The organism is Bacteroides faecalis, assembly GCF_003865075.1.
Taxonomy (GTDB): domain Bacteria; phylum Bacteroidota; class Bacteroidia; order Bacteroidales; family Bacteroidaceae; genus Bacteroides; species Bacteroides faecalis.
Window position 1 is genome coordinate 36695 of record NZ_BHWB01000012.1, and the last position, 25426, is coordinate 62120.

The following is a 25426-nucleotide window of genomic DNA, read 5'->3' on the forward strand; positions in this document are numbered from 1 at the left end:
TATCTGGTACAGTACATTTGGAGTATATATAATGGTCTGTATTTTTCCTTTATTGAATAGTAATTTTTGTATTTTGTAAAGTACAATGCCTATATTTGTGCTATTGATAATAAATTAAATATCTAATATTAATGAATTCTAAATTATTACTTCTACCGGCAGCACTGACAATAGCCGGAAATTCTGTTGCAAAAGACAAAAATAAAAAGACTGACAAGCGTCCGAATATTTTAGTGATTCTTGCGGATGATTTAGGTTATTCAGACTTAGGATGTTATGGTAGTGAGATTCATACTCCCAATTTGGATAGGCTGGCACAACAAGGTGTTCGTTTCAATCATTTCTATAACACCAGTCGTAGTTGCCCGACTCGTGCTTCTTTATTAACGGGACTCTACCAACATCAGGCGGGTATCGGTCGTATGACGTTTGATGACAATTTACCGGGTTATCGGGGTACTCTTTCGCGTAATGCTGTCACCATTGCGGAAGTTTTGAAAGGAGTAGGGTATACCACCAGTATGGTGGGTAAATGGCATATTGCCGAAACTCCCTTGCGTAAAGACCAACGGGAATGGCTGGCACATCATGTATTTCATGATACTTTCTCTGACTTATGCCACTATCCGGTGAATCGAGGTTTTGACACCCATTACGGAACCATTTATGGAGTTGTGGATTACTTTGATCCGTTTAGCTTGGTAGAAGGTGAAGAACCTATAAAAGAAGTGCCGGATGGATATTATATTACTCAGGCTCTTTCGGATCGTGCTGTGAAAGAAGTGAATGAATATGCAAAAGAAAACAAACCATTCTTTATGTATTTGGCTTATACGGCACCTCACTGGCCACTTCATGCTTTGCCCGAAGATATTGAGAAGTATAAAGATACCTATAAAGTAGGTTGGGAAGCCATTCGTAATGCTCGTTACGAACGGCAAAAACAATTAGGAATATTCCCGGGGATGGATAACTTCTTATCTGACCGTCAATTTCAGGATAAGTGGGAAAATAATCCGACTGCAGAGTGGGATGCCCGTGCCATGGCGGTCCATGCAGCGATGATTGACCGCATGGATCAAGGAATTGGTCAAGTGATTGACGCGTTAGAACGTACCGGACAGTTGGATAACACATTGATTCTATTTCTTTCCGATAACGGATGTAGTAATGAACTCTGCCAGAATTATTCCCCGGGTGAAAATGACCGTCCTGATATGACTCGCAAAGGAGAGGTGATGGTATATCCACATAACAAAGAAGTACTGCCTGGTCCGGAAACTACCTATGCATCGTTAGGAGCTCGTTGGGCAAATGTAGCCAATACTCCTTTCCGTTTCTGGAAAGCTAAATCTTATGAAGGTGGCATCTGTACTCCTATGATTGCACATTGGCCAAAAGGAATCAAAAAGAATGTGGGAGGAATGACATCTGAAATCGGTCATGTAATGGATATTATGGCAACTTGTATTGATCTGGCAGATGCAAGCTATCCGGAAAAGTATAAAGGTCATGATATCATACCGATGGAAGGTAAGAGTCTTCTGCCTATCTTTAAGAGCGGTCATCGTGAAGGACATGATTACCTTGGTTTTGAACATTTCAATGAACGTGCTTTCCTTTCCAATGATGGCTGGAAGATTGTCCGTCCGGGAGAAAAAGCGAAATGGGAATTGTATAACCTGAATGAGGATCGTAGTGAGCAACACAATCTTGCTAACAAATACCCTGAGAAGGTAACAGAAATGGTAAAAGCTTATGAAGCATGGGCGAAACGTTGTATGGTAGAACCTTATCCGGGACAGAATAAATAATCACTAAGTTATTGGCAAATTATATGAACAATATATCTCTGTCTCTGGCAGCAGTGATGACTACTGTTAATATTTCTGCTATCGCGCAGCAAACGAAAACTCCGAATGTCGTATTAATTATGACTGACCAGCAACGTGCTGATCTTTGTGGAAGAGAGGGATTCCCAATGGACATAACACCTTATGCTGATTCGTTAGCCCATCAAAACAGCTGGTTTGATAAAGCTTATACCGTGGCACCTGCGAGTTCTCCTGCCCGCTGTTCTATGTTTACGGGACGTTTTCCGTCAGCTACCCACGTACGTACCAATCATAATGTATTGGATATATATTATCAGAAGGATATGGTTCATGTGTTTAAAGAAAAAGGATATAAAACAGCACTTGTCGGCAAGAATCATTCCTACCTGAAACCATCTGACATGGATCATTGGATTGAATACGGACATTGGGGAAAGTCTGTGAAGAATAAGACGGAAGGCGAAAAGAAATTGGCAAACTTCCTCGACAAGGATGCACGTGGACAATGGTTGGAACCTTCTCCGATTCCTTTGGAACAACAACAACCCGTTGCCATTGTAAATGAAGCATTGGATTGGATCAAGACACAAGAAAATCCTTTTTTCATTTGGGTATCTTTCCCCGAACCTCATAATCCTTATCAAGTGTGTGAACCCTATTATTCAATGTTTGCACCGGAGAAATTACCTCAACCCCGTACTACTCGTAAGGATTTGGCGCGTAAAAGTGAAAAATATCAGATATTAGCGGAATTGGAAGACAGCTCTTGTCCTGACTTACAAAAAGATCTTCCCAGACTAAGAGGTAATTATATGGGAATGATACGATTGATAGATGATCAGGTGAAGCGATTAATTGAAACTTTGAAAGCAGAGGGGAAATATGAAAACACGATTTTCATTATTCTTTCTGACCATGGTGATTATTGTGGTGAATATGGCTTGATCCGTAAAGGAGCCGGAACTCCTGAGTCTTTGACGCGTATTCCGATGGTGTGGGCAGGTGCAGGTATTTCTAAACAGGAAAAGGCAATGGAAGCTCATGTTTCTATTGCTGATATTTTCCCGACTCTTTGTACGGCTATTGGGGCGGATATTCCGGTAGGAGTGCAGGGACGCAGTTTGTGGCCTATGCTTACAGGAAAAAGCTATCCGAAAAGAGAGTTTTCAAGTATAATAGTAGAACAAGGATTCGGAGGAGAAGACTTCACTCGAGAAGAGCCTTTGACATTCCAAAAAGAAGGTGCCTTTACGCCGAATAAGATAGCCCACTTTGATGAACTGAATACTTGGACACAAAGTGGAACACAACGCATGGTACGCAAAGGAGACTGGAAGCTAATTTTGGATAATTATGGAAGAGGTGAATTGTATAATCTGAAAAAAGATCCATCCGAAATAAATAATCTGTTTGATAACAAAAAATATGCAGCTAAACAATCAGAATTACTTCAGGAGGCTTTGACATGGAATCTGAGATTACAAGATCCGTTACCAGTTCCCAGACATCGGTATTCTTTTAAACAGAATCCATACAATTATCATTTCAAAGATTGATGTTGTAATGTGAGATCTTGAATTACTAGGAGTCTGTTTAAATTTTATTTAATAACATCCTAATGGATGCTGTTTTTACCATTTCCTCTGCCGAATCGGATGTTGATCCATTCTTGAGGAAAAGTTGGGGTTAGCTCCTCCTCCTAACAAAAAACATCATTTTCTCTATCAACCTATCACCAATCTTTTGTATCCCCTTATTCATCGTACTTTCAAGAGGTGATAGGTTGTTATTTCATCTATCACCTCATCTATCACCTATCACCATTGCCGGCTTCTACACGATCCTCTTCGTTTCATGGATGAGAGATAACTTTTGAATTCTTTGACAGTAAACATCCATTTCATTAATAACAAACTTGCGTTTCTTTAATACCTAACTTCTTTCCCTCTGATAGAGAAGTTATTATTTATTAGGAATAATCTATAAATGCAACTTGCGTTTTCATAAACGGAACTTGCAATTATATAAACGAAAGCTCCGTTTATAGATTATAGTTAATAAACAACCATTTTACTATTAAAGGAAACAAAGTTTGTTCTAAGAGAAGAAGAACTAACCTATTAATACTTCTGTTCATAACTTACGTTATTTTTCCTTTTAGGATTTACAAATGCTTCTTAAGACCGTTTTCGGATATGGGTAAGGTATAATGTCTGAGAGTCTGTTTGAATTTTCTTCAATCAATCCTATCGCAGCAATTTTGCCCGTTTCCTCTGCCGAATCGAATGTTGATTTGCAGTTCTTACAGAGTCTTCTGCTATTGTCCGGCTAGGAGATACGGAGATCATTACCGCTATTATGAATTCTACGTTCGACTCTTCGAAAACTATCCTCGAAATCTCTCTGGGTTAACCGGAGTATTGGCCCTTTGGCTGGGAATTATGAAGATCGGAGAGAATAGCGGATTAATAACTTCATTGGCTCAAATGACAGATATACTTATTTATGAGGCAAATAAGCAGAGAAAAATCCGACAGCCGATTCATAAAATGTTTTTGCATCTTGCTGCTCCTTTAAAAGGCAATTCATTACCTCTTCAAATCGTCTGGAATCAATTTTTTCGCGGATCGATCTCCAAAGCTGTATGTTCTCTTCGACCTGCTTTACTCCTTGCTTAAGACTTTCGACGAATTCTTTTTCAAATGTATCACCCGATTTCATGAGATGATTCCATGGAACATAGTGAAAGCAAAGCAAATATAATTCGGGACATTGCTTTATGTCGTTAAAGTGAGTACAGTTAGTAGGGAAATACTGTGAAACATAATCCGTACCATTGATTGTTCGATTCGTTCCAATTCCTTTATTGTCTATTTTCCATTCTTTGTTAGCTCGGATGTCAAATCCGGCACGATAGTGACAAGCTACCTGAGTCGTCAGTCCGAGACTATAGGGTGAATGGCTGCGGACATAGCTATTCCATGTTGGCATCATCATTTGTGTTATCACTTTTTCCGAGGATTTATCACAATTCCATGTTGATTTAATCCATTCAGATGTGATTTTCTCAATCGTCTCTTTGGGATTCCACGCTAATCGTCCGAATGCAAACCAGTTTGCCTGTGCAAAATGATGACCGGTCCAGTTGTTGGAATCACCCGTATTGGCTACACCTGCCATTGCCCGGTATTTAGTAGGATAAACCTTACCTGTAATTATCTTAGTTATGCTACTGCCCGCACCTTTACAATATGTGTCAAAGTTGAGAAACTCTTTCCACATGGGAGCTAAATATACCAAATAGGTAGATTGCCCGATATATTCCTGAGTAATTTGCAATTCAGGCATTAATGAAGTCTGTTTCATTGCCCCGAACAGAGGTTGGGCAGGCTCAATCGGCTGGAAATCCAATGCTCCATTTTTGGCTTGCAATATCACATTATCATCAAACTTTCCGTCAAGTGGAAGAAATTCCTTATAAGAACGTTTAATACGATCCTTATCTATTTGAGGATTATATACAAAAGTTCTCCATATCACAATACCTCCATGAGGTTTTAGTGCCCGTGCCAGTACATTAGCACCTTCTGCATGACTACAGTGATAATCTTGCGGGCCGGGCATACCTTCAGAGTTTGCTTTAACGAGAAATCCTCCGAAGTCAGGAATCAGTGAATAAATCTCATCCACTTTTGTGTTCCACCATTCTTGAACATTCGGCTCGAGCGGATTGGCAGTGTCGAGTTCTCCTACACCTCCCCATCTTTTCATAACATCAGGTGTTGATGACGGTTTCATGGGAGCCGCAAAATTGGCAGAGAGATAAATTCGTATATTATACTTGCGTAGGATATGTGCCAACGCTGATATTTTTTTCAGATAATCTCTTCGTAAAATACGTGGATCGGCATTCACATTATTCAATACTACTCCATTGATACCTATAGAGGCATTGGCACGTGCATAATCCGTATATCTTTCATCAAGTCTTTCCGGTAATTCGTCCCATTTCCATAACGTTTTTCCGGCGTATCCCCGCTCTATATTTCCGTTGAGGTCATCCCAATGATTTAGTTGCCGATAATCTAAAGCCGGTACTTCCCTTATATTCAACCGATCCAGAGGATATTCACATTGAATCAGCCGGATCAAATGGAACGTTCCATAAAGAAAACCTGCATCCGAATATGCCTGCAATATAATCTTGTTATTGTTATTACGGATAAGATATCCTTCCATACCCAGACTTTTGTCTTTACAGTAACTCATTTGAATACCGGCTGTTGTGTTACTGATGAATTGAGGAGTTATTCCCAGTGTAGCTTTTAAACTACGTTTTAATTCTTCTGCAATCACTTCATCGTATTTGCATTGAGGTAGATTCACCTGACTGTATAATTGGATATAAGACTCCTTCAGTGGAAGGTCTTGAACAGGTTTGTAGTTTAACCAAAGTTCATATCCTGTATCTGTGTTTCGTACTATTTGTGCTTGTCCGCGAGAATGCCCGATAGTGCACAAACAAAGTAGAATAATACTGAGATGAAAATAATAATTATTCATAATGAGTATTTTTAAGGAATAATACAAAGAAAATAAAATAGAAGAAAAATATAGGCTATTTTCTGTTCAATAAAGGACAAATCCTCTTCGTAATCTCAGATTCTTTTAAAAGAGAAGGTGCAATTCTATATTTATGGTCAGTTTTTGTCCTTAATTGAATAGTTTTTTTTGTATGTTTTCTAATGTTATTCCGATTTTTGCGATATGAATTAGTCGGAATTCGTATTATAATATCCATGAATTCAAAACTATTTAAGAAAAATATAAGGACTATGATCTGAAAATTGTTTTCTTTGTATTGTCTTAAAATGAATGAAGTTATGAAAACTATGAAAACGAAGTTGAGCTTTTTGTTGTCTCTGGTCCTGTTAGTGTCATGTAATCCTAAAAACACAGGGAGACAAAATGATGCTACAGGGGATACTACTTATACGAATCCGCTATTGGTTGAAGGAGGGTCTGACGCTAGTGCTATTTATCACAATGGAAAGTATTATTATACACATGAAACAGAATCATATATCATGCTGTGGGAAACAACAGATATTACCGATCTGGTTCATGCTAAATCCAAAAAGGTATGGATTCCAAAGGATCCTATGAATAGCCGGCATCTTTGGGATCCGGAAATACGGTTGATAAATGGTAAGTGGTATATTTATTTTGCTGCTGACGATGGAAATACGGATAACCATCAGCTATATGTGATTGAGAATGATTCTCCTGATCCTATGGAAGGGGAGTTTCAGTTGAAAGGACCTATAGTAACTAATTCCGGATGGAATTGGGGAATTCATCCTGCTACTTTCGAGCATAAAGGAAATCTTTATTTATTGTGGTCGGGTTGGCCCAGCCGAAGAATTAATACGGAGACTCAATGTATCTACATCGCTCGGATGAAAGATCCATGGACACTCGATTCGGAAAGAGTACTGATTTCACGACCGGAATATGAATGGGAACGACAATGGGTAAATCCTGATGGAAGTAGGACGGCCTATCCTATTTATGTCAATGAGGCACCACAGTTCTTTCATTCGAAAGATAATAAGACGCTGATTGTATATTATGCAGCTAGTGGTTGTTGGTCACCTTTTTATTGTACGGGTATGCTTACTGCTGATGCAGATAGTGATTTGTTAAATCCAGCTTCTTGGAAGAAATCAGAGGTGCCGGTATTCCAACAAGAGCCGAAAGAGCGCGTTTACGGACCGGGTAGCTTTTCATTTGTTCCTTCACCGGATAGTACCGAAGTGTATTTATTATATCATGCACGAAGTCTGCCGAATTCTGTTACAGGTGAGCCTGAAAGCCGCAATACGAGGTTACAAAAGATAGGATGGGATGCGAATGGTATGCCGGATTTGGGCAAACCGGTTCCTGTTGGGGTTCCATTGACAAAGCCGTCAGGTACTCCTATCAAGAAATAGGTAATATTTGTAGATGTTTCTATAATGTTTGATGAGTGATACTCACTTGTCAAGGGGAGATTATTATATCATATTACTAACATAATATTAAATTAAAACAGTGAAAAAGAGTATTTTAACAGTTTGTGTTGTCGCTTTGCTTTCTAGTGCTGCATCTGCGCAATGGAAACCGGCAGGTGATAAAATTAAAACAAAATGGGCGGAAGAAATCAATCCGGAAAACGTTTTGCCAGAGTATCCCCGTCCTATCATGGAACGTAGTGATTGGAAAAACCTGAACGGTTTATGGGAATATGCAATTATAGAGAAAGGTAAAACGCCGACTTCCTATGAAGGCAAAATTCTGGTACCATTTGCAGTAGAATCAAGCTTGTCGGGAGTTGCAAAGACGGTAGGAAAGAATAATGAGCTTTGGTATCAGCGGACATTTGATGTTCCGAGTGCATGGAAAGGTAAAAAAGTAATGCTGAACTTTGGAGCTGTTGATTGGAAGGCTGATATTTGGGTGAATGATATAAAAGTAGGCCAACATACAGGTGGTTTTACTCCATTCTCTTTAGATATAACTCCAGCATTAAATTCAAAAGGGGATAACAAACTTGTAGTGAAAGTTTGGGACCCGACAAGCGACGGACCTCAACCACGCGGTAAACAAGTTACTAAACCCGAAGGTATTTGGTATACCTCTGTAACAGGTATCTGGCAAACTGTATGGATGGAGCCTGTAGACGAATGTCACATCACCGATATTCGTACAGCTTCGGATATTGATCGTAAGAAACTGACTGTAGACGTAGCTACTACCGGTGCAAATTTATCTTCTCAATTGGTTGAAGTAAAGGTGTTTGACGGCAAGCAATTGGTGGCTGTAGGCAAAGGCCTGAGCGGTCAGACGATTGATATACAAATGCCTGAAGATGCAAAATTGTGGAGTCCTGAATCTCCTTTCCTTTACTCAATGGAAGTTGCTTTGAATTGTGGAGGTAAAGTAACAGACAAAGTAGATAGTTACACTGCTATGCGTAAATACTCTACCCGTCAGGATGAGAATGGAATTGTACGTTTGCAGTTAAATAATAAGGATGTATTCCAGTTTGGTCCGTTGGATCAAGGTTGGTGGCCTGATGGACTGTATACAGCGCCTACCGATGAGGCTTTGGTTTACGACATTCAGAAAACAAAGGATTTCGGTTATAATATGATTCGTAAGCACGTGAAAGTAGAACCGGCACGTTGGTATACTCATTGCGATAAACTGGGTGTAATTGTATGGCAGGATATGCCTAGCGGCGATAAGGAACCTGAATGGCAGATGTATAACTTCTTCACAGGCAATGAGTTGAAACGTACGGAAGAGTCAGAAGCATGCTATCGCAAAGAATGGAAAGAAATAATGGATTACCTTTACAATTATCCTTGTATTGGTGTTTGGGTTCCGTTTAATGAACGTTGGGGACAGTTTAAAACAGAGGAAATCTCTGAATGGACAAAGAAACATGACCCTTCGCGTTTGGTGAATCCGGCAAGTGGTGGTAATCACTTCCAATGTGGAGATATTCTTGACTTGCACCATTATCCGAATCCGGTTCTTAAGTTCTATGATGCAGGTCGTGCTACAGTATTGGGAGAATATGGCGGTATCGGTATGGCTATGCCGGAACACTTATGGGTACCCGATCACAACTGGGGATATGTGAAGTTCAACTCTTCTAAAGAAGTGACAGATGAGTATGTGAAATATGCGAATCAATTATATAAACTGATTCCACGTGGTTATTCGGCTGCAGTATATACACAGACAACAGATGTTGAAATGGAAGTAAACGGATTAATGACTTATGACCGTAAGGAAATTAAGATTGATGAACCTAGAGTTAAGGAAATTAATACCAAAATCTGTAATTCGTTGAATAAGTAAGACAAAAGTTTGTAATTGAATACTGATCTCATGGTGAAATTGAACTGTGCGGAGATTTCCGCCGGTTCAATTTCTATTTTTTTCTTATCTTTGCCAAACTTTTAAATTAATCTTATATGATGCTTAGATCACTTTTTCTTTTAATGGCTGTAGGTTGTTCGGCAGCTTTATTTTCTCAGTCTGCACCAGACGGAGGATCGGATAATGATGAGAAACAGTACTGTAATCCTGTAATCAATTATAGTTTACCGGATCCGACGGTTATTAAAGGTGAAGACGGTTATTTCTATCTGTATGCTACGGAAGATATCAAAAATGTCCCAATTCATCGATCAAAAGACCTTGTAAATTGGGATTTTGTAGGGACGGCTTTTTCCAAAACAACTCGTCCTACATTTGAACCCAAAGGTGGAATTTGGGCTCCTGATATTAATAAAATAGGTAACCGCTATGTGCTATATTATTCCATGTCAGTTTGGGGGGGAGAATGGACATGCGGTGTTGGTGTCGCTGTTGCCAATCAACCGGAAGGACCCTTTATTGATCATGGCAAAATGTTTCGAAGCAATGAGATCAAAATACAAAATTGTATTGACCCCTTTTATATAGAAGATAATGGCAAGAAGTATCTTTTCTGGGGTAGTTTTCATGGAATATATGGTACGGAATTGACAGAAGACGGGCTTGCTTTGAAAAAAGACGCTCCGATTTTGCAAATTGCCGGTAATGCCTACGAAGGCACTTATATTCACAAACGGGATGGATATTATTATTTGTTTGCTTCTATCGGTAGCTGTTGCGAGGGATTGAAGAGTACTTATACAACGGTTGTTGGACGTTCCGAAAACTTGTTTGGACCTTATGTGGATAAGAGCGGCCGTCCGATGCTGGAGAACAATCATGAAATCCTGATTGGGAAGAATGATGCGTTTGTAGGAAACGGCCATAACTCGGAGATCGTTTCAGATAAGAATGGTGCAGACTGGGTGTTTTATCATGCAGTCAGTACGGCCAATCCGTCAGGACGTGTTTTGATGTTAGATCGTGTTTATTGGCAGGATGGCTGGCCATATGTACAAGGATCCACGCCATCATTGAAGGCTGATAAACCGGAGTTTTAAATGACACATTTAAATGTTTTATAGTAGATTTCCCCTTGTTTGCAATTGCAGATAAGGGGATTTTTGTGTCATATACTTGTCATAATGCAATATAAAAGGCGTTTTGACTAGTTTTTATCCTTTATTGAATAGAGATTTGTATTAACTTTCCTTATTTTCTGCAATCTTTGTAACTGGAAAAATGTTCTAATATTCAATTATCATGAAAAACAAGACTCTCTTGGCCATAATTTTACTGTTGGCAGTATCTACGACAATGACGGGAATGGATATTCCCGGAAAAACACAGCAAAAGCCATCTACATATACAAATGATGATGTATGGGCTGCATACGAAGGATTCAACCAGACATTGCTTGACCCTGTTAAATATATCTATAAGACCAATTCTTCTGATAAAAGTGCAAAAGATCGTTTCAATGGTGCGGCAGCTATCTGGTGCCAACCTACTTATTGGGATATGGCAATGAATGCCTATAAATTAGCCAAAGCTCAAAAAGATAAGCAAAAGACTGCTTACTACAAAGAGCTCTGTGATAAGATATATGCAGGAAATAAAGCTCAGTACACTCATTTCGATTTTGATGATAATAATGAAAATACCGGATGGTTTATTTATGATGACATCATGTGGTGGACCATTACTTTGGCACGTGCTTACGAATTGTTTGGAGTAGAGGATTACCTCCGATTCTCGGAAGAGAGTTTTAGTCGTGTATGGTACGGATCGAAGAAAGTAGGAGATACCGGTTCATATGACAAAGTAAATGGCGGAATGTTCTGGCAATGGCAACCGATACGAAATCCGAAACCCAATCAACCGAATGATGGTAAAATGGCTTGTATCAATTTTCCGGTAGTGGTAGCTGCACTTACTCTTTACAATAATGTGCCGAAACGGAGAAAGGAATCCGCTGAAGAAGCACCCAAGTATCAGACTAAAGCACAATATCTGGCTAAAGGAAAAGAAATTTATGAATGGGGTGTAGAGAACCTGTTGGATAAGAAAACCGGAAAGGTGGCCGATAGCCGTCATGGTAAAGGCACTCCGGCATGGAAAGCACATATTTATAATCAGGCTACTTTCATTGGAGCATCAGTTTTGCTCTATAAGGCTACCGGGAAAAAAAGTTATTTGAATAATGCTATACTTGCTGCCGACTATTCTGTTAAGGAAATGTCTGCCGAACATAACCTACTGCCTTTCGAGAAGGGAATTGAGCAAGGCATTTACACTGCTATTTTCGCTCAATATATGGCAATGCTGGTATACGATTGCGGACAAACCCAATATCTTCCATTCTTGAAACACAATATTGAAACAGGTTGGGCAAACAGAGATAAGACACGTGATGTTTGCGGCGGTGAGTATTGGAAAGTTTTGCCGGATGGAGCTGATATCGATAGTTATTCTGCTTCCGGAATACCGGCATTAATGCTTTTATTTCCGGCAGATAAATAACCAGATAATTTTCGACGCTAATACCATTAAATATCATGAATAATATACGACTACTGCTGGTCTCTTGTGTTTTATTAATCTGTTGTCATTCGGTCGATGCGCAAAAAGTGAAAGAAAGAGAAACTAAAACTGTCTTCCAAACAGCTGATCCTTGGAAACCGGAAACAGATGTGCGTGCTGACGCAGCAATCGTATATGGTACATCGGACAGACCGGGCGTTACCTTCGAACAGCGGGTACAATCGTGGAAAAATAAAGGTTACCAAACGCAGTTTATGACTGGCGTAGCGTGGGGAAATTACCAGGACTATTTTCTCGGAAAATGGGACGGGATTAATGACCATCTGAAAGAAGGACAAAGAGATCGTAACGGAAATGAAATTGCACATGGACATCTGGTGCCCTACATTGTTCCTACCGAAAGTTTTATCCGTTACATGCAAGAAATGCAGATAAAACGTGTGATTGATGCAGGAATCACTTCTATTTTTCTGGAAGAACCCGAATTCTGGATGCGTGGCGGATATAGCGAAGCTTTCAAGTCGGAGTGGCAGAAATATTATGATTTTCCATGGAGGGACCAGCAAGAATCTCCTGAAAATACATATCTCTCAAATAAACTGAAATACCACCTGTATTACAATGCACTGGATAAAATATTCTCCTATGCCAAAGAATACGGAAAATCGAAAGGGTTGGATATCAAATGTTATGTGCCTACTCATTCATTAATTAATTATACTTCCTGGCAGATTGTAAGTCCTGAAGCCAGCTTGGCTTCATTGGACTGTGTTGATGGTTATATCGCACAAGTCTGGACGGGTACTGCACGTGAATCCAATTTCTATGATGGCGTAAGAAAAGAAAGGGTATTTGAAAATGCCTTTCTGGAATATGGCTGCATGAAGTCTATGACTGCTCCTTTAAATCGGAAAATGTATTTTCTGACAGACCCGATAGAAGACTTCCCAAGAGACTGGCAAGATTTCAAGCGAAATTATCAGGCTACTTTCTCAGCACAACTCATGTATCCGATGGTTGATACATATGAAGTAATGCCTTGGCCCGACCGTATTTACCTGGGATTGTATCAGGTAGCCGGAACAGACCGGAAAGAACGTATTCCGCGTTCATATTCCACTCAGATGCAAATCATGATTAATACATTGAATGATATCCGTACTTCTGAAAAAAAAATTAGCGGAACACATGGTATTGGTGTATTGATGGCTAACTCATTGATGTTTCAGCGTTTCCCTACTCACGACGGATACGATGATCCTCAGTTCTCCAGTTTCTACGGACAAACATTTCCCTTGTTGAAAAGAGGCGTTCCGGTAGAGCTGGTACATATCGAAAATACTCCGTTTAAAGAGACATTCAAAGGACTTGAAGTATTGGTGATGTCCTATTCGAATATGAAGCCGATGAACCCCGAATACCATACTTATCTGGCAGATTGGGTAAAGAAAGGTGGAGTCTTAGTTTATTGTGGAGAAGATATCGATCCTTATCAATCCGTACTGGAATGGTGGAATACAGAAGGCAATCATTATAAATCCCCTTCAGAACATCTGTTCGAGGAGATGAATTTATCCCAAAATCCCACTGACGGGACCTATCGCTATGGCAAAGGAACAGTTATTGTCATGCGTGAAGATCCTAAACATTTTGTGTTGAAAGCCGGAAATGACCGGAAATATTTTGAGACCATTTCATCTGCTTATCAGAAAAAGACCGGCAAGGCTATCGAGACAAAAAACAGTTTCTTGGTAGAAAGAGGTGTCTATACTATTGCAGCCGTTATGGATGAAAGCGTTTCAAACGAGCCTTTGACATTGTCCGGATTATATATCGATCTGTTTGACAAAGATTTGCCGGTACTGACAAAGAAACAAATCCAACCTGGAGAGCAAGGATACCTGTATGATTTAAATAAAGTATCCGGTAAAGTCAAAGCAAAAGTTCTTTGCGGTGCTTCCCGTATTTATGACGAGAAAGTAGGAAAGCAGAACTATTCATTTGTAGCGAAAAGTCCGTTGGAAACAACCAATGTATCGAGAGTTCTTCTGCCAAGTCAACCCAAAAACGTAAAGGTGAACGGGAAGTCGGAGCAAGGCGAATGGGATGAAGCTTCAAAAACACTGCTACTAAGCTTTGAAAATGATCCGAATGGGGTAAATGTATCAATTGATTGGTAAATAGAATTTATAAATAGGAATGAATATTATGAGACAAAAACTAACGATGCTGTTGCTGGGAGCAGCTTCTGTACTTTCTAGCTGTAGCACCCAGATTGAACGGCATGAAAAAAATGAGTTGCGTGCTCCGGCTTATCCGCTGGTAACGATAGATCCTTATACCAGTGCTTGGTCTTTTACAGACAATTTGTATGACGGCTCTGTAAAACACTGGACAGGAAAAGACTTTCCTTTGATAGGTGTAGCCAAAGTAGACGGGCAATTCTACCGCTTCCTGGGAATGGAAGAACTGGAATTGAGACCTTTGGTGAAAACATCTGAACAGGGTACTTGGACAGGAAAATATACCATTGAAAAACCGGCTGACGGATGGCAGAATGCTGATTTCGATGACAGCAAATGGAAAGAAGGCGAAGGCGCATTCGGAACAAAAGAGAATGAAACCGCAGCAAAGACACAATGGGGAGAAGAATTTATCTGGGTACGTCGTGTAGCCGATATTCAGGAAGACTTGACAGGTAAAAATGTATACCTGGAATATTCTCATGACGACGATGTGATCATTTATATTAATGGAATCAAGGTAGTAGATACAGGAAATGCTTGTAAGAAGCATGTACAAGTAAAATTGTCGGATGAAGTAATTGCTTCTTTGAAGAAAGGTGATAATCTGATTGCCGCCTATTGCAACAACCGCGGAGCAAATGGATTATTGGACTTCGGATTGTTGGTAGAGTTGGATGATAGCCGTTATTTTGGTCAGACAGCTACACAGAAATCTGTCGATGTGCAACCTATGCAGACTTATTACACCTTTACTTGTGGTCCGGTGGATTTGAACCTGACATTTACTGCTCCTATGTTTATGGATAATCTGGACCTGATGACACGTCCGGTTAATTATATCTCTTACGAAGTAGCTTCTAACGACGGAAAGAAGCATGAAGTAGAAATCTATTTTGAAGTTTCTCCTCAATGGGCACTTGATCTGCCTCACCAGGAATCTGTAGCCGACAGTTTTACAGAAGGTGATTTGTTATTCTTGCGTACAGGAAGCCGTAATCAGGAAATCCTGAAAAAGAAGGGTGATGATGTACGTATAGACTGGGGACATTTCTATCTGGCTGCTGAAAAAGAGAATAGTACTTATGCTATCGGAGACGGTAAAAAACTGCGTAAGAGCTTTACGGAAAATAAGTTGGAAGCACCTTCATCAGAAGGTTATGATAAACTGGCTTTGGTACGTTCATTGGGTGAAACCAATAAAGCTAACGGTCACCTGTTGATTGGATATGACGATATTTATTCAATCCAATATTTCGGAGAGAACTTGCGTCCATATTGGAATCGCACTGGTAATGAAACAATTGTTTCTCAATTCCAGAAAGCTGAAAAAGAATATAGCACACAGATGAAGAACTGTGCGGCATTCGATAAGAAACTAATGCAGGAAGCAACTGAAGCCGGTGGACGTAAATATGCTGAACTTTGTGCTTTGGCTTATCGCCAGGCTCTTGCTGCTCATAAATTAGTAGAAGCTCCGAATGGTGACTTGGTATTTCTTTCTAAAGAAAATTTCAGTAACGGTTCTATTGGAACAGTCGATTTGACTTATCCTGGAGCTCCGTTGCTTTTGCTCTACAATCCGGAGTTGGTGAAGGCTACCATGAATCATATTTTCTATTATAGTGAAAGTGGTAAATGGACAAAACCCTTTGCTGCTCATGATGTAGGTACTTATCCGATGGCTAACGGTCAGACTTATGGCGGAGATATGCCGATAGAAGAATCTGGCAATATGGTAGTTTTGGCTGCTGCTATTGCTGCTATGGAAGGAAATGCCGAGTATGCAAAGAAACATTGGGAAACTTTGACAACATGGACAGACTATCTGGTTGAATATGGTTTGGATCCTGAAAACCAACTTTGTACAGACGACTTCGCCGGACACTTTGCACACAATGCCAACCTTTCTATTAAAGCAATTATGGGTGTTGCTTCATATGGTTATCTGGCAGATATGTTAGGTAAAAAAGACGTTGCAGAGAAATATACACAGAAAGCAAAAGATATGGCTGTTGAATGGGAGAAAATGGCAAATGACGGTGACCACTATCGTCTGACCTTTGACAAACCGGGAACATGGAGCCAGAAATATAACCTTGTTTGGGATAAATTGCTGAATTTGCAGATCTTCCCGGCACAGATTGCTGAAACAGAAATCCCTTACTATCTGACAAAACAGAATAAATACGGTCTTCCGTTGGATAATCGTGAAACATATACTAAGACAGACTGGATTATGTGGACAGCTACTTTGGCTAACGATAAGGCAACTTTCGAAAAGTTCATTGATCCTGTATACTTGTTTATGAACGAAACACCGAATCGTGTTCCGATGTCTGACTGGGTATTTACAGATGCTCCTAACCAAAGAGGTTTCCAGGCTCGCTCTGTAGTCGGTGGATATTTCATTAAGATGCTTGAAGGTAAACTGAATAACTCAAACAAATAATAAATCATGAAGAAACAAGTAAAATATATTAGTACAGGTATGCTGGCGGCTATGCTGCTTTGTGGAGGACAAGTACAGGCTGCTGAGCGTATGTCGGAGATGTATGTTTGCGCTGCAGATGCCATTCAGAAAGATAACCGTCCGGTAGTCTCTGAACGTTTATTCCATTCGGATGCAGTGGAAAAAGAAATTCTCCGTATACAGAAGTTGCTGAAGAATGAAAAATTAGCCTGGATGTTTACGAACTGTTTCCCAAATACATTGGATACTACTGTGCATTTCCGTATTGGAAAAGATGGTAAACCGGATACCTTTGTTTATACGGGAGATATACATGCTATGTGGCTCCGCGACTCAGGTGCACAGGTTTGGCCCTACGTACAGTTGGCTAATTCTGATCCTAAATTGAAACAAATGCTGGCTGGAGTTATCCTCCGCCAGTTCAAATGTATTAATATCGATCCGTATGCAAATGCATTTAATGATGGTCCGGTAGAAGATAATGAATGGATGACTGACTTAACAGACATGAAAGCGGAATTGCATGAACGCAAATGGGAAATCGATTCATTGTGTTATCCGTTACGTTTGGCTTACCATTATTGGAAAACAACCGGTGATGCAAGTATATTTACTGAAGAGTGGATTCAGGCAATAACTCAGATTCTGAAGACTTTCAAAGAACAACAACGGAAAGAGGGAGTTGGACCTTATAAATTCCAACGTAAGACAGAACGTGCTTTGGATACATTGAATAATGATGGACTGGGAGCTCCGGTAAATCCTGTAGGATTGATCGTATCTTGTTTCCGTCCTTCGGATGATGCTACTACATTGCAATACTTAGTTCCTTCTAATTTCTTTGCTGTATCTTCATTGCGTAAAGCTGCCGAAATTCTGGAAGCAGTCAATCAGAAAGAGGATCTGGCAAAAGAATGCAAATCATTGGCAAAAGAAGTAGAGACTGCTTTAAAGAAATATGCAGTATACAAACATCCTAAATATGGTAAGATTTATGCTTTCGAAGTAGATGGTTTCGGTAATCACCTGTTGATGGACGACGCTAATGTACCGAGTCTGCTTGCAATGCCTTATCTGGGTGATGTAGATGTAAACGACAAGATTTACCAGAATACCCGTAAGTTTGTTTGGAGCGAAGATAATCCTTACTTCTTCAAAGGAACAGCCGGTGAAGGTATTGGCGGACCGCATATCGGATATGATATGATTTGGCCGATGAGCATTATGATGAAGGCTTTTACCAGTAAAGACGATGCGGAAATCAAAGCATGTATCAAGATGTTGATGGACACTGATGCAGGAAAAGGATTTATGCATGAATCATTCCATAAGGATAATCCGGAGAAATTTACCCGTGCTTGGTTTGCATGGCAAAACACACTCTTTGGAGAGCTGATTCTTAAATTGGTAAATGAAGGAAAAGTGGATTTGTTGAACAGTATTAATTAATAAAGTATCATGAAAAAGTTATGTGTATGGGCAGTTGCCGCCCTTTTAATGGCAGCTTGTACACCGAAAGCCGAGAAAAAAACAACGGATTCCGGTTTATTGCAAAGTAACTTCCAGACGGAAGTAGACGGAAAGAAAACTGATCTGTATGTGTTGCGTAACAAGAACAACATGGAAGTTTGTATTACAAACTTCGGTGGTCGTATTGTTTCTGTAATGGTTCCCGACAAAGATGGAAAAATGCAGGATGTGGTATTGGGATTTGATTCTATCCAGGACTATATCTCCAAACCTTCTGATTTTGGTGCAACGATTGGTCGTTATGCCAACCGTATCGGTCAGGGTAAGTTTACGCTGGATAGTGTAGAATATCAGTTGCCTAAAAATAACTACGGACACTGTCTGCATGGTGGACCGAAAGGATTCCAATACAAGATATTTGATGCAAATCTGCTGACTCCGCAGAAACTTGAACTGACTTGCAAAGCTGACGACGGTGAAGAAGGATTCCCGGGTAATCTTACTTGCAAAGTTGTGATGGAACTAACTGACGACAACGCAATTGATATTAAATATGAAGCTGAAACAGACAAACCGACTGTTATCAATCTGACTAATCACTCTTATTTCAATCTGGATGGTGATGCCGGTAGCAATAGCGATCATATTTTGACGGTAGATGCTGATTACTACACTCCGGTAGATAGCACATTTATGACTACAGGTGAGATTGTTACAGTAGAAGGTACTCCGATGGACTTCCGTGTGGCTACTCCGGTGGGTTTGCGTATTGACGACTATGACTTCGAGCAATTGAAGAATGGGCATGGTTACGATCATAACTGGGTATTGAATGCCAAAGGTGATGTTACTCGCAAAGCTGCTACATTGCAATCACCGAAAACCGGTATTGTAATGGAGCTGTATACAAGCGAACCGGGTGTTCAGGTATATGCAGGAAACTTCCTTGACGGATCTGTAACAGGAAAGAAAGGTATTACTTATAACAAGCGTGCTTCTGTATGTCTTGAAACACAGAAATATCCTGATACTCCTAACAAACCTGAATGGCCGTCAGCTGTATTACGTCCAGGAGAGAAGTATACAAGCGAATGTATCTATAAATTCTCTGTAGCTAATTAATAAGAACTATGAGAAGGTACAGTGGTCTTTTGCTCTTTCTGTTGTTATGCATGACAATGGCCGTTGCACAGAACACAAAATATGTGAATCTGTTTATCGGAACATCCGGCGATAACGGACAAGTAGCTCCCGGGGCCACTGTCCCTTTCGGAATGGTTTGTGTCTGTCCTGACAGTGACCCGCGTACTCATGCGGGTTATGATTATGCAGTGACAAAAGTATCCGGCATTTCTGTCAATCGTCTCTCCGGAGTAGGTTGTAGCGGAGGTGGGGGAAACTTACGTATCCGTCCTGTAGCACCTGCACAGGAGTTGCATATTGATAAATCTACTGAACAGGCAGTCCCAGGCTATTATACAACCGCTTTCACCAATGGTATTGTAACCGAATTGACGGCTACCAATGCTATGGCAGCAGAAATCTTCCAGTATAACCGGAATACTCCCGCTACATTATGGGTGGACTTTGCTTCCACTTTCGAAGGTGTGGCTACTTGTCAATATGAACGTGTGTCCGATACCTGCATAGAGGGATATGTACAAGCGAGAAACGTTTGCGGACGTGGTCAATATAAACTCTACTTCTCTCTAAACACTGACCATCCCTTCCAGTTGCAGGAACAACAGCCAACTACAGCTGCTTTGAAATTTGATGAGGAGATACGTACAGTGGAAGTCCGCATCGGACTGTCTCCATTAAGTACAGAACTTGCCTCAAAGGAATGTTCACGTTGGAAAGAGATGAGTTTTTCCAATCTGAAACTTCAGGCTTTCGCTCAATGGGAAAAACAACTGCAAAACATTAATGTGAAAGGTGGAGAGCAAGATGATAAGATAATTTTCTATACATCGCTTTACCGAACCTTCTTGAGTCCGGTCGATGTCACTTCTCCCGATGGCGAATATTTGGGCACAGACGGAAAGAAGTATGTTTCAAAAGATTTTCGTTATTACAGCAATTGGTCATTATGGGATACCTTCCGTACTAAATTTCCTTTATTGGTATTGACCGAACCGGTGAAGATGCGCGATATGGCTACTTCTCTGATTCATCTCTATGCTACAGGAAAGAAAGACTGGTCTACGGGATTCGAATCGACTCCGACCGTTCGTACCGAACATGCTGTTGTTTTATTGCTGGATGCATACCGGAAAGGAATAACGAACCTTGATTTCCGTAAAGGATATGCCGGTATGAAAGAGGAAATGGAACGCTTGCCGATGCGTTCGCCCGACCAGAAAATGGAATCGGCTTATGATCTTTGGGCAATGGCTCAGATCGCAGATATTATCGATGAAAAAGAGGATGCGGAACTGTATAGGCAACGCTCTGCCACTCTTTTCGAAGAAACTTGGAAAAAAGAATTTATGACTGTCACTCCGGCTTTCGAAGTGATGAAGAACAACGGACTTTATCAGGGAACCCGCTGGCAATACAGATGGGCAGCCCCACAATATATCGACAAGATGATAGAATGGGTAGGGCAGGACTCACTTCGCTCGCAACTCAGCTACTTCTTCGATCATCATTTGTACAATCAGGGTAATGAACCGGACATTCATGTTCCTTACTTGTTCAACCGTCTCGGAGCGCCGGGAGAAACCCAACAGATTGTACGCAACCTGATGACTCAACCCATGATTCACAAATACGGAGGGAATTCGGAATTTCCTACTCCTTACTTTGGAAAAGCATTTAAGAATGATCCCGTAGGGTATAGTCCAGAGATGGACGAAGATGATGGTACGATGAGTGCCTGGTATGTATTTGGTGCTATGGGCTTTTACCCTCTTTTGGTGGGGGATGAATATTATGAACTGACTTTGCCTCTTTTTGATAAGATTCAGCTTCGTTTGTCGAACGGAAAGAAACTGACTGTCGAGGTGAAAGGACGGAAAAAGAAAGATGATTTGATTCAAAACATTCGTTTCAATGGAAAGGTCATTGACGATTATCGTATTTCTCATCTGGAACTTTTGAAGGGAGGACATTTAGTATTTAATTGTAAGTAGTTATTTAATGAATCAGGTGTGTAGCCTGTCTAATAGTTATGATGAAAAAGAATAGACGTTTAAAAGTGAATTTTGCAGGTGTCTTGTTGACAGCAAGTCTGTTGACTACCGCTTGTGCTACTTCTTCATCCGGTGATGTGGTGAAGGTGGTGGAACGTCCCGATACACAATCGGCGAACGTAAATTATGTGAGTTATCGCGCTCCGCTTCAACCGTTGAATTTTATCAAACTGCCTGTTGGTAGTGTTCAGCCGGAAGGATGGGTGAAAAAGTATCTTGAATTGCAGCGTGAAGGCTTGACCGGACATCTGGGAGAAATCAGTGCCTGGTTGGAAAAAGAAAATAATGCTTGGCTGACTACAGGTGGAGATCATGGTTGGGAAGAAGTACCTTATTGGCTCAAGGGATATGGTAATTTGGCTTATATCCTGAATGATCCGAAAATGATAGCGGAGACAAAGGTTTGGCTGGAAGGAGTGTTTGCAAGCCAACAGCCGGATGGTTATTTCGGTCCTGTGAACGAGCGTAACGGCAGACGTGAGCTGTGGGCACAGATGATTATGCTCTGGTGTTTGCAGTCGTATTATGAATATTCAAACGATCAGCGGGTAATTGACTTGATGACTAATTATTTCAAGTGGCAGATGACCGTACCTGATGATATGCTGTTGAAAGATTATTGGGAAAATAGCCGTGGTGGTGATAATATTATCAGTATTTATTGGCTTTACAACCGTACAGGAGATAAGTTCTTGCTTGATCTGGCAGAAAAGATTCACCGGAATACTGCTGACTGGACAAAATCTACTTCATTGCCCAACTGGCATAATGTGAATATCGCTCAGTGCTTCCGCGAACCGGCTACATACTATATGCAGACGGGAGATTCGGCAATGCTAAAAGCTTCTTATAATGTACATAATCTGATTCGTCGTACTTTTGGTCAAGTGCCGGGCGGTATGTTTGGTGCTGACGAGAATGCCCGTATGGGATATATCGATCCTCGTCAGGGTGTGGAGACTTGCGGATTGGTTGAGCAAATGGCGTCAGATGAAATTATGCTTTGCTTGACCGGTGATCCTATGTGGGCAGAACATTGTGAAGAAGTAGCTTTCAATTCCTATCCTGCTGCTGTGATGCCCGATTTCAAAGCATTGCGTTATATCACTTGTCCGAACCATACAATTAGTGATTCCAAGAATCATCATCCGGGTATCGACAATAGTGGTCCGTTCCTTTCTATGAATCCGTTTAGTAGCCGTTGCTGTCAGCATAATCATGCTCAAGGCTGGCCTTACTTCTCAGAACACCTCGTGTTGGCAACTCCTGATAATGGAGTGGCAACTGCTATCTATGGAGCTTGCAAGGCAACAGTGAAAGTAGGTCAGGGAAAAGAAATCGTTCTTCACGAACAGACTAATTATCCTTTCGAAGAAGGTATTACTTTTACGGTTTCTACCGGTGAAGAGGTTGCTTTCCCGTTCTATCTACGTATTCCTAGTTGGACTTCGGATGCTGAAGTACGTGTTAATGGTAAGAAAGTGAGTACTAAGCCTGTAGCAGGAAAATATCTATGCATCGAACGCGAATGGGCTGACGGTGATAAAGTGGAACTGACTTTACCGATGTCTCTTTCCATGCGCACTTGGCAGGTAAATAAGAATAGCGTAAGTGTGGATTACGGACCATTAACAATGTCTCTTAAGATAGACGAGAACTATGTAGAGAAAGATAGTCGCGAAACTGCTATCGGTGATTCTAAATGGCAGAAAGGCGCTGATTCTAAGAAATGGCCTACTACCGAGATTTATGCAAATAGTCCTTGGAACTATTCATTGGTATTAGATCAAAAAGATCCATTGAAGAATTTCAAAGTAGTGCGTAAAGACTGGCCGGCAGATAATTTTCCATTCACTGTAAGCAGTGTACCTTTGGAAGTGAAAACATTTGGTCGCCAGATTCCTAGTTGGAAAATAGACGAAACCGGAATCTGTGGGGTATTGCCTGAAGAAGATGCTGCGAAAGGCGCAAAAGAAGAGATTACTTTGATCCCGATGGGAGCAGCAAGATTGAGAATTTCTGCTTTCCCCAATACAAGGGAATAAGTATATAGAATTAACAACATGGACACTGTTATATATTAGAATCATCCTGCTGAAGAATTTAGATAAAAAACAAGACGTGTATTATTATGGCTGTGAGCTCATAATAATACGCGTCTTGAGCAGGTTGATATTTTTTTGATTAGATTATCAGGAGTTTTTAGTTAGAGTTTTTAGAGTATTGGGTAATTGAATTAAGTAATTACTTATTTGCTTGGAGCAATACCTTACTACTTTTAACGGAAATGCATAATTAATGCTGGTTACAATTTATTTAGATTATTACGTTGATGTTACATTAAATCTCGTGTGCGCAAACGGAGGCGTTCTTATGGCATATATAGTCTGCTTTTGAGTCATATTCTTATTCATTTTTTATTAGTTACTTTATTTAGTGAAATAATATTTGTTTAATTTGAAATATATAGAAACATGAGAAAAAACTTTTATTTTATTTATGTGCTATTTGCGATTGCATTTTTAGTGACAGGTTCTGCCACAGCTCAAAATTATTTTGATAATTTTCCTGTAAAGGCTGATCCGAAGATTGTGGGAGAGAAGCTAAGTAAGCATTTCCTGGATAGCAAACACCAGTTATATTTCGATAGAGGAATACATTATGCCGAAGTATGTACATGGTATGGGGCACTTCGGTTTGCTGAATTGACCCAAAATAAGGAATTGATAAAGAATTTGAGGAATCGTTTCGAATTGCTGTTTCATATAGAGAAGAATCTCCTTCCTCCTCCGATCCATGTAGACCAGAATATGTTTGGATGTCTGCCTCTAAGATTGTATAGTATCACAAAGGACGAGCGTTATCGGGAGCTCGGACTTCCGTATGCCGATACTCAATGGACCCTTCCTGCAAATGCGAACGAAGAAGAACGCAGTTGGGACAAGAAAGGGCATTCATGGCAAACCCGTCTTTGGATTGATGATATGTATATGATTACTATTGTGCAATCCGAGGCTTATAAAGTTACGGGTGATACTAAATATATGAATAGAGCTGCTGCAGAGATGGTTCTGTATCTGGATGAATTACAACATCCTAATGGCTTATTCTATCATGCGCCGGACGTTCCTTATTATTGGGGACGTGGAGACGGATGGATGGCTGTAGGTATGACAGAGCTACTGTTTAATCTACCGCAGAATGATCCTAACAGAGAGAGAATAATGAAAGGATATGTTCTGATGATGAATAATCTGAAAAAATACGTAAATAGAGATGGTCTTTGGAATCAGTTGATAGATACTCCTGAATCTTGGACGGAAACATCGGGATCGGCTATGTTTGCTTATGCTATGATTGTGGGTGTTAAAAACGGATGGTTGAATGCAGAAGAATTTGGTCCTGTTGCGCGTAGAGCCTGGCTTTCATTGTGTAACTATATAGACGATAACAATGACCTTACCGAAGTTTGTATCGGAACAGGTAAGAAAAACAGTAAGCAGTATTATCTTGACCGTCCTCGTATTGCCGGAGATTATCATGGACAGGCTCCTATCTTGTGGTGTGCTTATGCTTTGCTGAATAAGTAAGATTATTTATTGAAAAAGTAATTTTGCAGAAATGATACTAATGGGACAGAAAAAGCTGTTCTAAGTTTATGTCCGATTTAACTGCAAGATTAAGAAGTGGCTATAT

General features: G+C 40.3%; 14 protein-coding genes. 13 read left to right on the forward strand and 1 reads right to left on the reverse strand.

Features of this window, described 5'->3' with window-relative positions:
• The first annotated feature begins 131 nt into the window (after window positions 1-131).
• Entirely contained in the window at window positions 132-1814 is a 1683-nt protein-coding gene (locus EJF25_RS17565; RefSeq protein WP_125042149.1) for an arylsulfatase, read from the forward strand.
• A 56-nt stretch (window positions 1815-1870) separates the two neighbouring features.
• A complete protein-coding gene (locus EJF25_RS17570) occupies window positions 1871-3391 on the forward strand; it encodes a sulfatase family protein (RefSeq protein WP_235016857.1) in 1521 nt (506 codons plus the stop codon).
• Between the two features lie 943 nt (window positions 3392-4334).
• On the opposite strand, the gene EJF25_RS17580 is transcribed toward EJF25_RS17570, so the two are convergent.
• On the reverse strand, window positions 4335-6398 hold the full coding sequence (locus EJF25_RS17580) for an alpha-glucuronidase family glycosyl hydrolase (protein ID WP_125042151.1): 2064 nt from the start codon (window positions 6396-6398) through the stop codon (window positions 4335-4337).
• A 329-nt stretch (window positions 6399-6727) separates the two neighbouring features.
• Here EJF25_RS17580 and EJF25_RS17585 point away from each other — a divergent pair, with 329 nt between their 5' ends.
• The 11 genes from EJF25_RS17585 (at window position 6728) to EJF25_RS17635 (ending at window position 25320) form a co-directional block, all read left to right on the forward strand.
• On the forward strand, window positions 6728-7828 hold the full coding sequence (locus EJF25_RS17585; protein WP_125042206.1) for a glycoside hydrolase family 43 protein: 1101 nt from the start codon (window positions 6728-6730) through the stop codon (window positions 7826-7828).
• A gap of 100 nt (window positions 7829-7928) precedes the next feature.
• Complete coding sequence (locus EJF25_RS17590) at window positions 7929-9746, forward strand: glycoside hydrolase family 2 protein (RefSeq protein ID WP_125042152.1); 1818 nt, start codon at window positions 7929-7931, stop codon at window positions 9744-9746.
• Window positions 9747-9862: 116 nt separating this feature from the next.
• Window positions 9863-10867: a family 43 glycosylhydrolase gene (locus EJF25_RS17595; protein ID WP_370685727.1), complete on the forward strand. Its 1005-nt coding sequence runs from the start codon at window positions 9863-9865 to the stop codon at window positions 10865-10867.
• Between the two features lie 202 nt (window positions 10868-11069).
• Window positions 11070-12329 carry a glycoside hydrolase family 76 protein gene (locus EJF25_RS17600; protein WP_125042153.1) on the forward strand — a complete coding sequence of 420 codons (1260 nt, stop codon included), beginning with the start codon at window positions 11070-11072 and terminating at the stop codon, window positions 12327-12329.
• Between the two features lie 35 nt (window positions 12330-12364).
• Window positions 12365-14530 carry a hypothetical protein gene (locus EJF25_RS17605; RefSeq protein ID WP_125042154.1) on the forward strand — a complete coding sequence of 722 codons (2166 nt, stop codon included), beginning with the start codon at window positions 12365-12367 and terminating at the stop codon, window positions 14528-14530.
• Window positions 14531-14558: 28 nt separating this feature from the next.
• Window positions 14559-17045, forward strand: coding sequence for a glutaminase domain-containing protein (locus tag EJF25_RS17610; RefSeq protein ID WP_125042155.1), 2487 nt, complete (start codon window positions 14559-14561; stop codon window positions 17043-17045).
• 6 nt (window positions 17046-17051) lie between these two features.
• Window positions 17052-18515 carry a glycoside hydrolase family 125 protein gene (locus tag EJF25_RS17615; RefSeq protein ID WP_125042156.1) on the forward strand — a complete coding sequence of 488 codons (1464 nt, stop codon included), beginning with the start codon at window positions 17052-17054 and terminating at the stop codon, window positions 18513-18515.
• Between the two features lie 9 nt (window positions 18516-18524).
• On the forward strand, window positions 18525-19658 hold the full coding sequence (locus EJF25_RS17620; RefSeq protein ID WP_125042157.1) for an aldose epimerase family protein: 1134 nt from the start codon (window positions 18525-18527) through the stop codon (window positions 19656-19658).
• Window positions 19659-19666: 8 nt separating this feature from the next.
• A complete protein-coding gene (locus tag EJF25_RS17625) occupies window positions 19667-21670 on the forward strand; it encodes a glycoside hydrolase domain-containing protein (RefSeq protein ID WP_235016854.1) in 2004 nt (667 codons plus the stop codon).
• Window positions 21671-21711: 41 nt separating this feature from the next.
• The gene (locus EJF25_RS17630) at window positions 21712-23775 is read left to right on the forward strand and encodes a beta-L-arabinofuranosidase domain-containing protein (protein WP_125042209.1); all 2064 of its coding nucleotides are present in this window, start codon (window positions 21712-21714) and stop codon (window positions 23773-23775) included.
• 429 nt (window positions 23776-24204) lie between these two features.
• Window positions 24205-25320 (forward strand): glycoside hydrolase family 88/105 protein, encoded by a 1116-nt coding sequence (locus EJF25_RS17635; protein ID WP_125042158.1) that lies wholly within the window; start codon window positions 24205-24207, stop codon window positions 25318-25320.
• Window positions 25321-25426 lie beyond the last annotated feature (106 nt).

Coding starts and splice junctions, on each gene's coding strand:
- EJF25_RS17625 (WP_235016854.1), top strand. CDS start 19,667: ATGAGAAGGTACAGTGGTCTTTTGCTCTTTCTGTTGTTATGCATGACA.
- EJF25_RS17595 (WP_370685727.1), top strand. CDS start 9,863: ATGATGCTTAGATCACTTTTTCTTTTAATGGCTGTAGGTTGTTCGGCA.
- EJF25_RS17630 (WP_125042209.1), top strand. CDS start 21,712: ATGAAAAAGAATAGACGTTTAAAAGTGAATTTTGCAGGTGTCTTGTTG.
- EJF25_RS17635 (WP_125042158.1), top strand. CDS start 24,205: ATGAGAAAAAACTTTTATTTTATTTATGTGCTATTTGCGATTGCATTT.
- EJF25_RS17565 (WP_125042149.1), top strand. CDS start 132: ATGAATTCTAAATTATTACTTCTACCGGCAGCACTGACAATAGCCGGA.
- EJF25_RS17585 (WP_125042206.1), top strand. CDS start 6,728: ATGAAAACGAAGTTGAGCTTTTTGTTGTCTCTGGTCCTGTTAGTGTCA.
- EJF25_RS17605 (WP_125042154.1), top strand. CDS start 12,365: ATGAATAATATACGACTACTGCTGGTCTCTTGTGTTTTATTAATCTGT.
- EJF25_RS17600 (WP_125042153.1), top strand. CDS start 11,070: ATGAAAAACAAGACTCTCTTGGCCATAATTTTACTGTTGGCAGTATCT.
- EJF25_RS17615 (WP_125042156.1), top strand. CDS start 17,052: ATGAAGAAACAAGTAAAATATATTAGTACAGGTATGCTGGCGGCTATG.
- EJF25_RS17620 (WP_125042157.1), top strand. CDS start 18,525: ATGAAAAAGTTATGTGTATGGGCAGTTGCCGCCCTTTTAATGGCAGCT.
- EJF25_RS17570 (WP_235016857.1), top strand. CDS start 1,871: ATGACTACTGTTAATATTTCTGCTATCGCGCAGCAAACGAAAACTCCG.
- EJF25_RS17580 (WP_125042151.1), bottom strand. CDS start 6,398: ATGAATAATTATTATTTTCATCTCAGTATTATTCTACTTTGTTTGTGC.
- EJF25_RS17610 (WP_125042155.1), top strand. CDS start 14,559: ATGAGACAAAAACTAACGATGCTGTTGCTGGGAGCAGCTTCTGTACTT.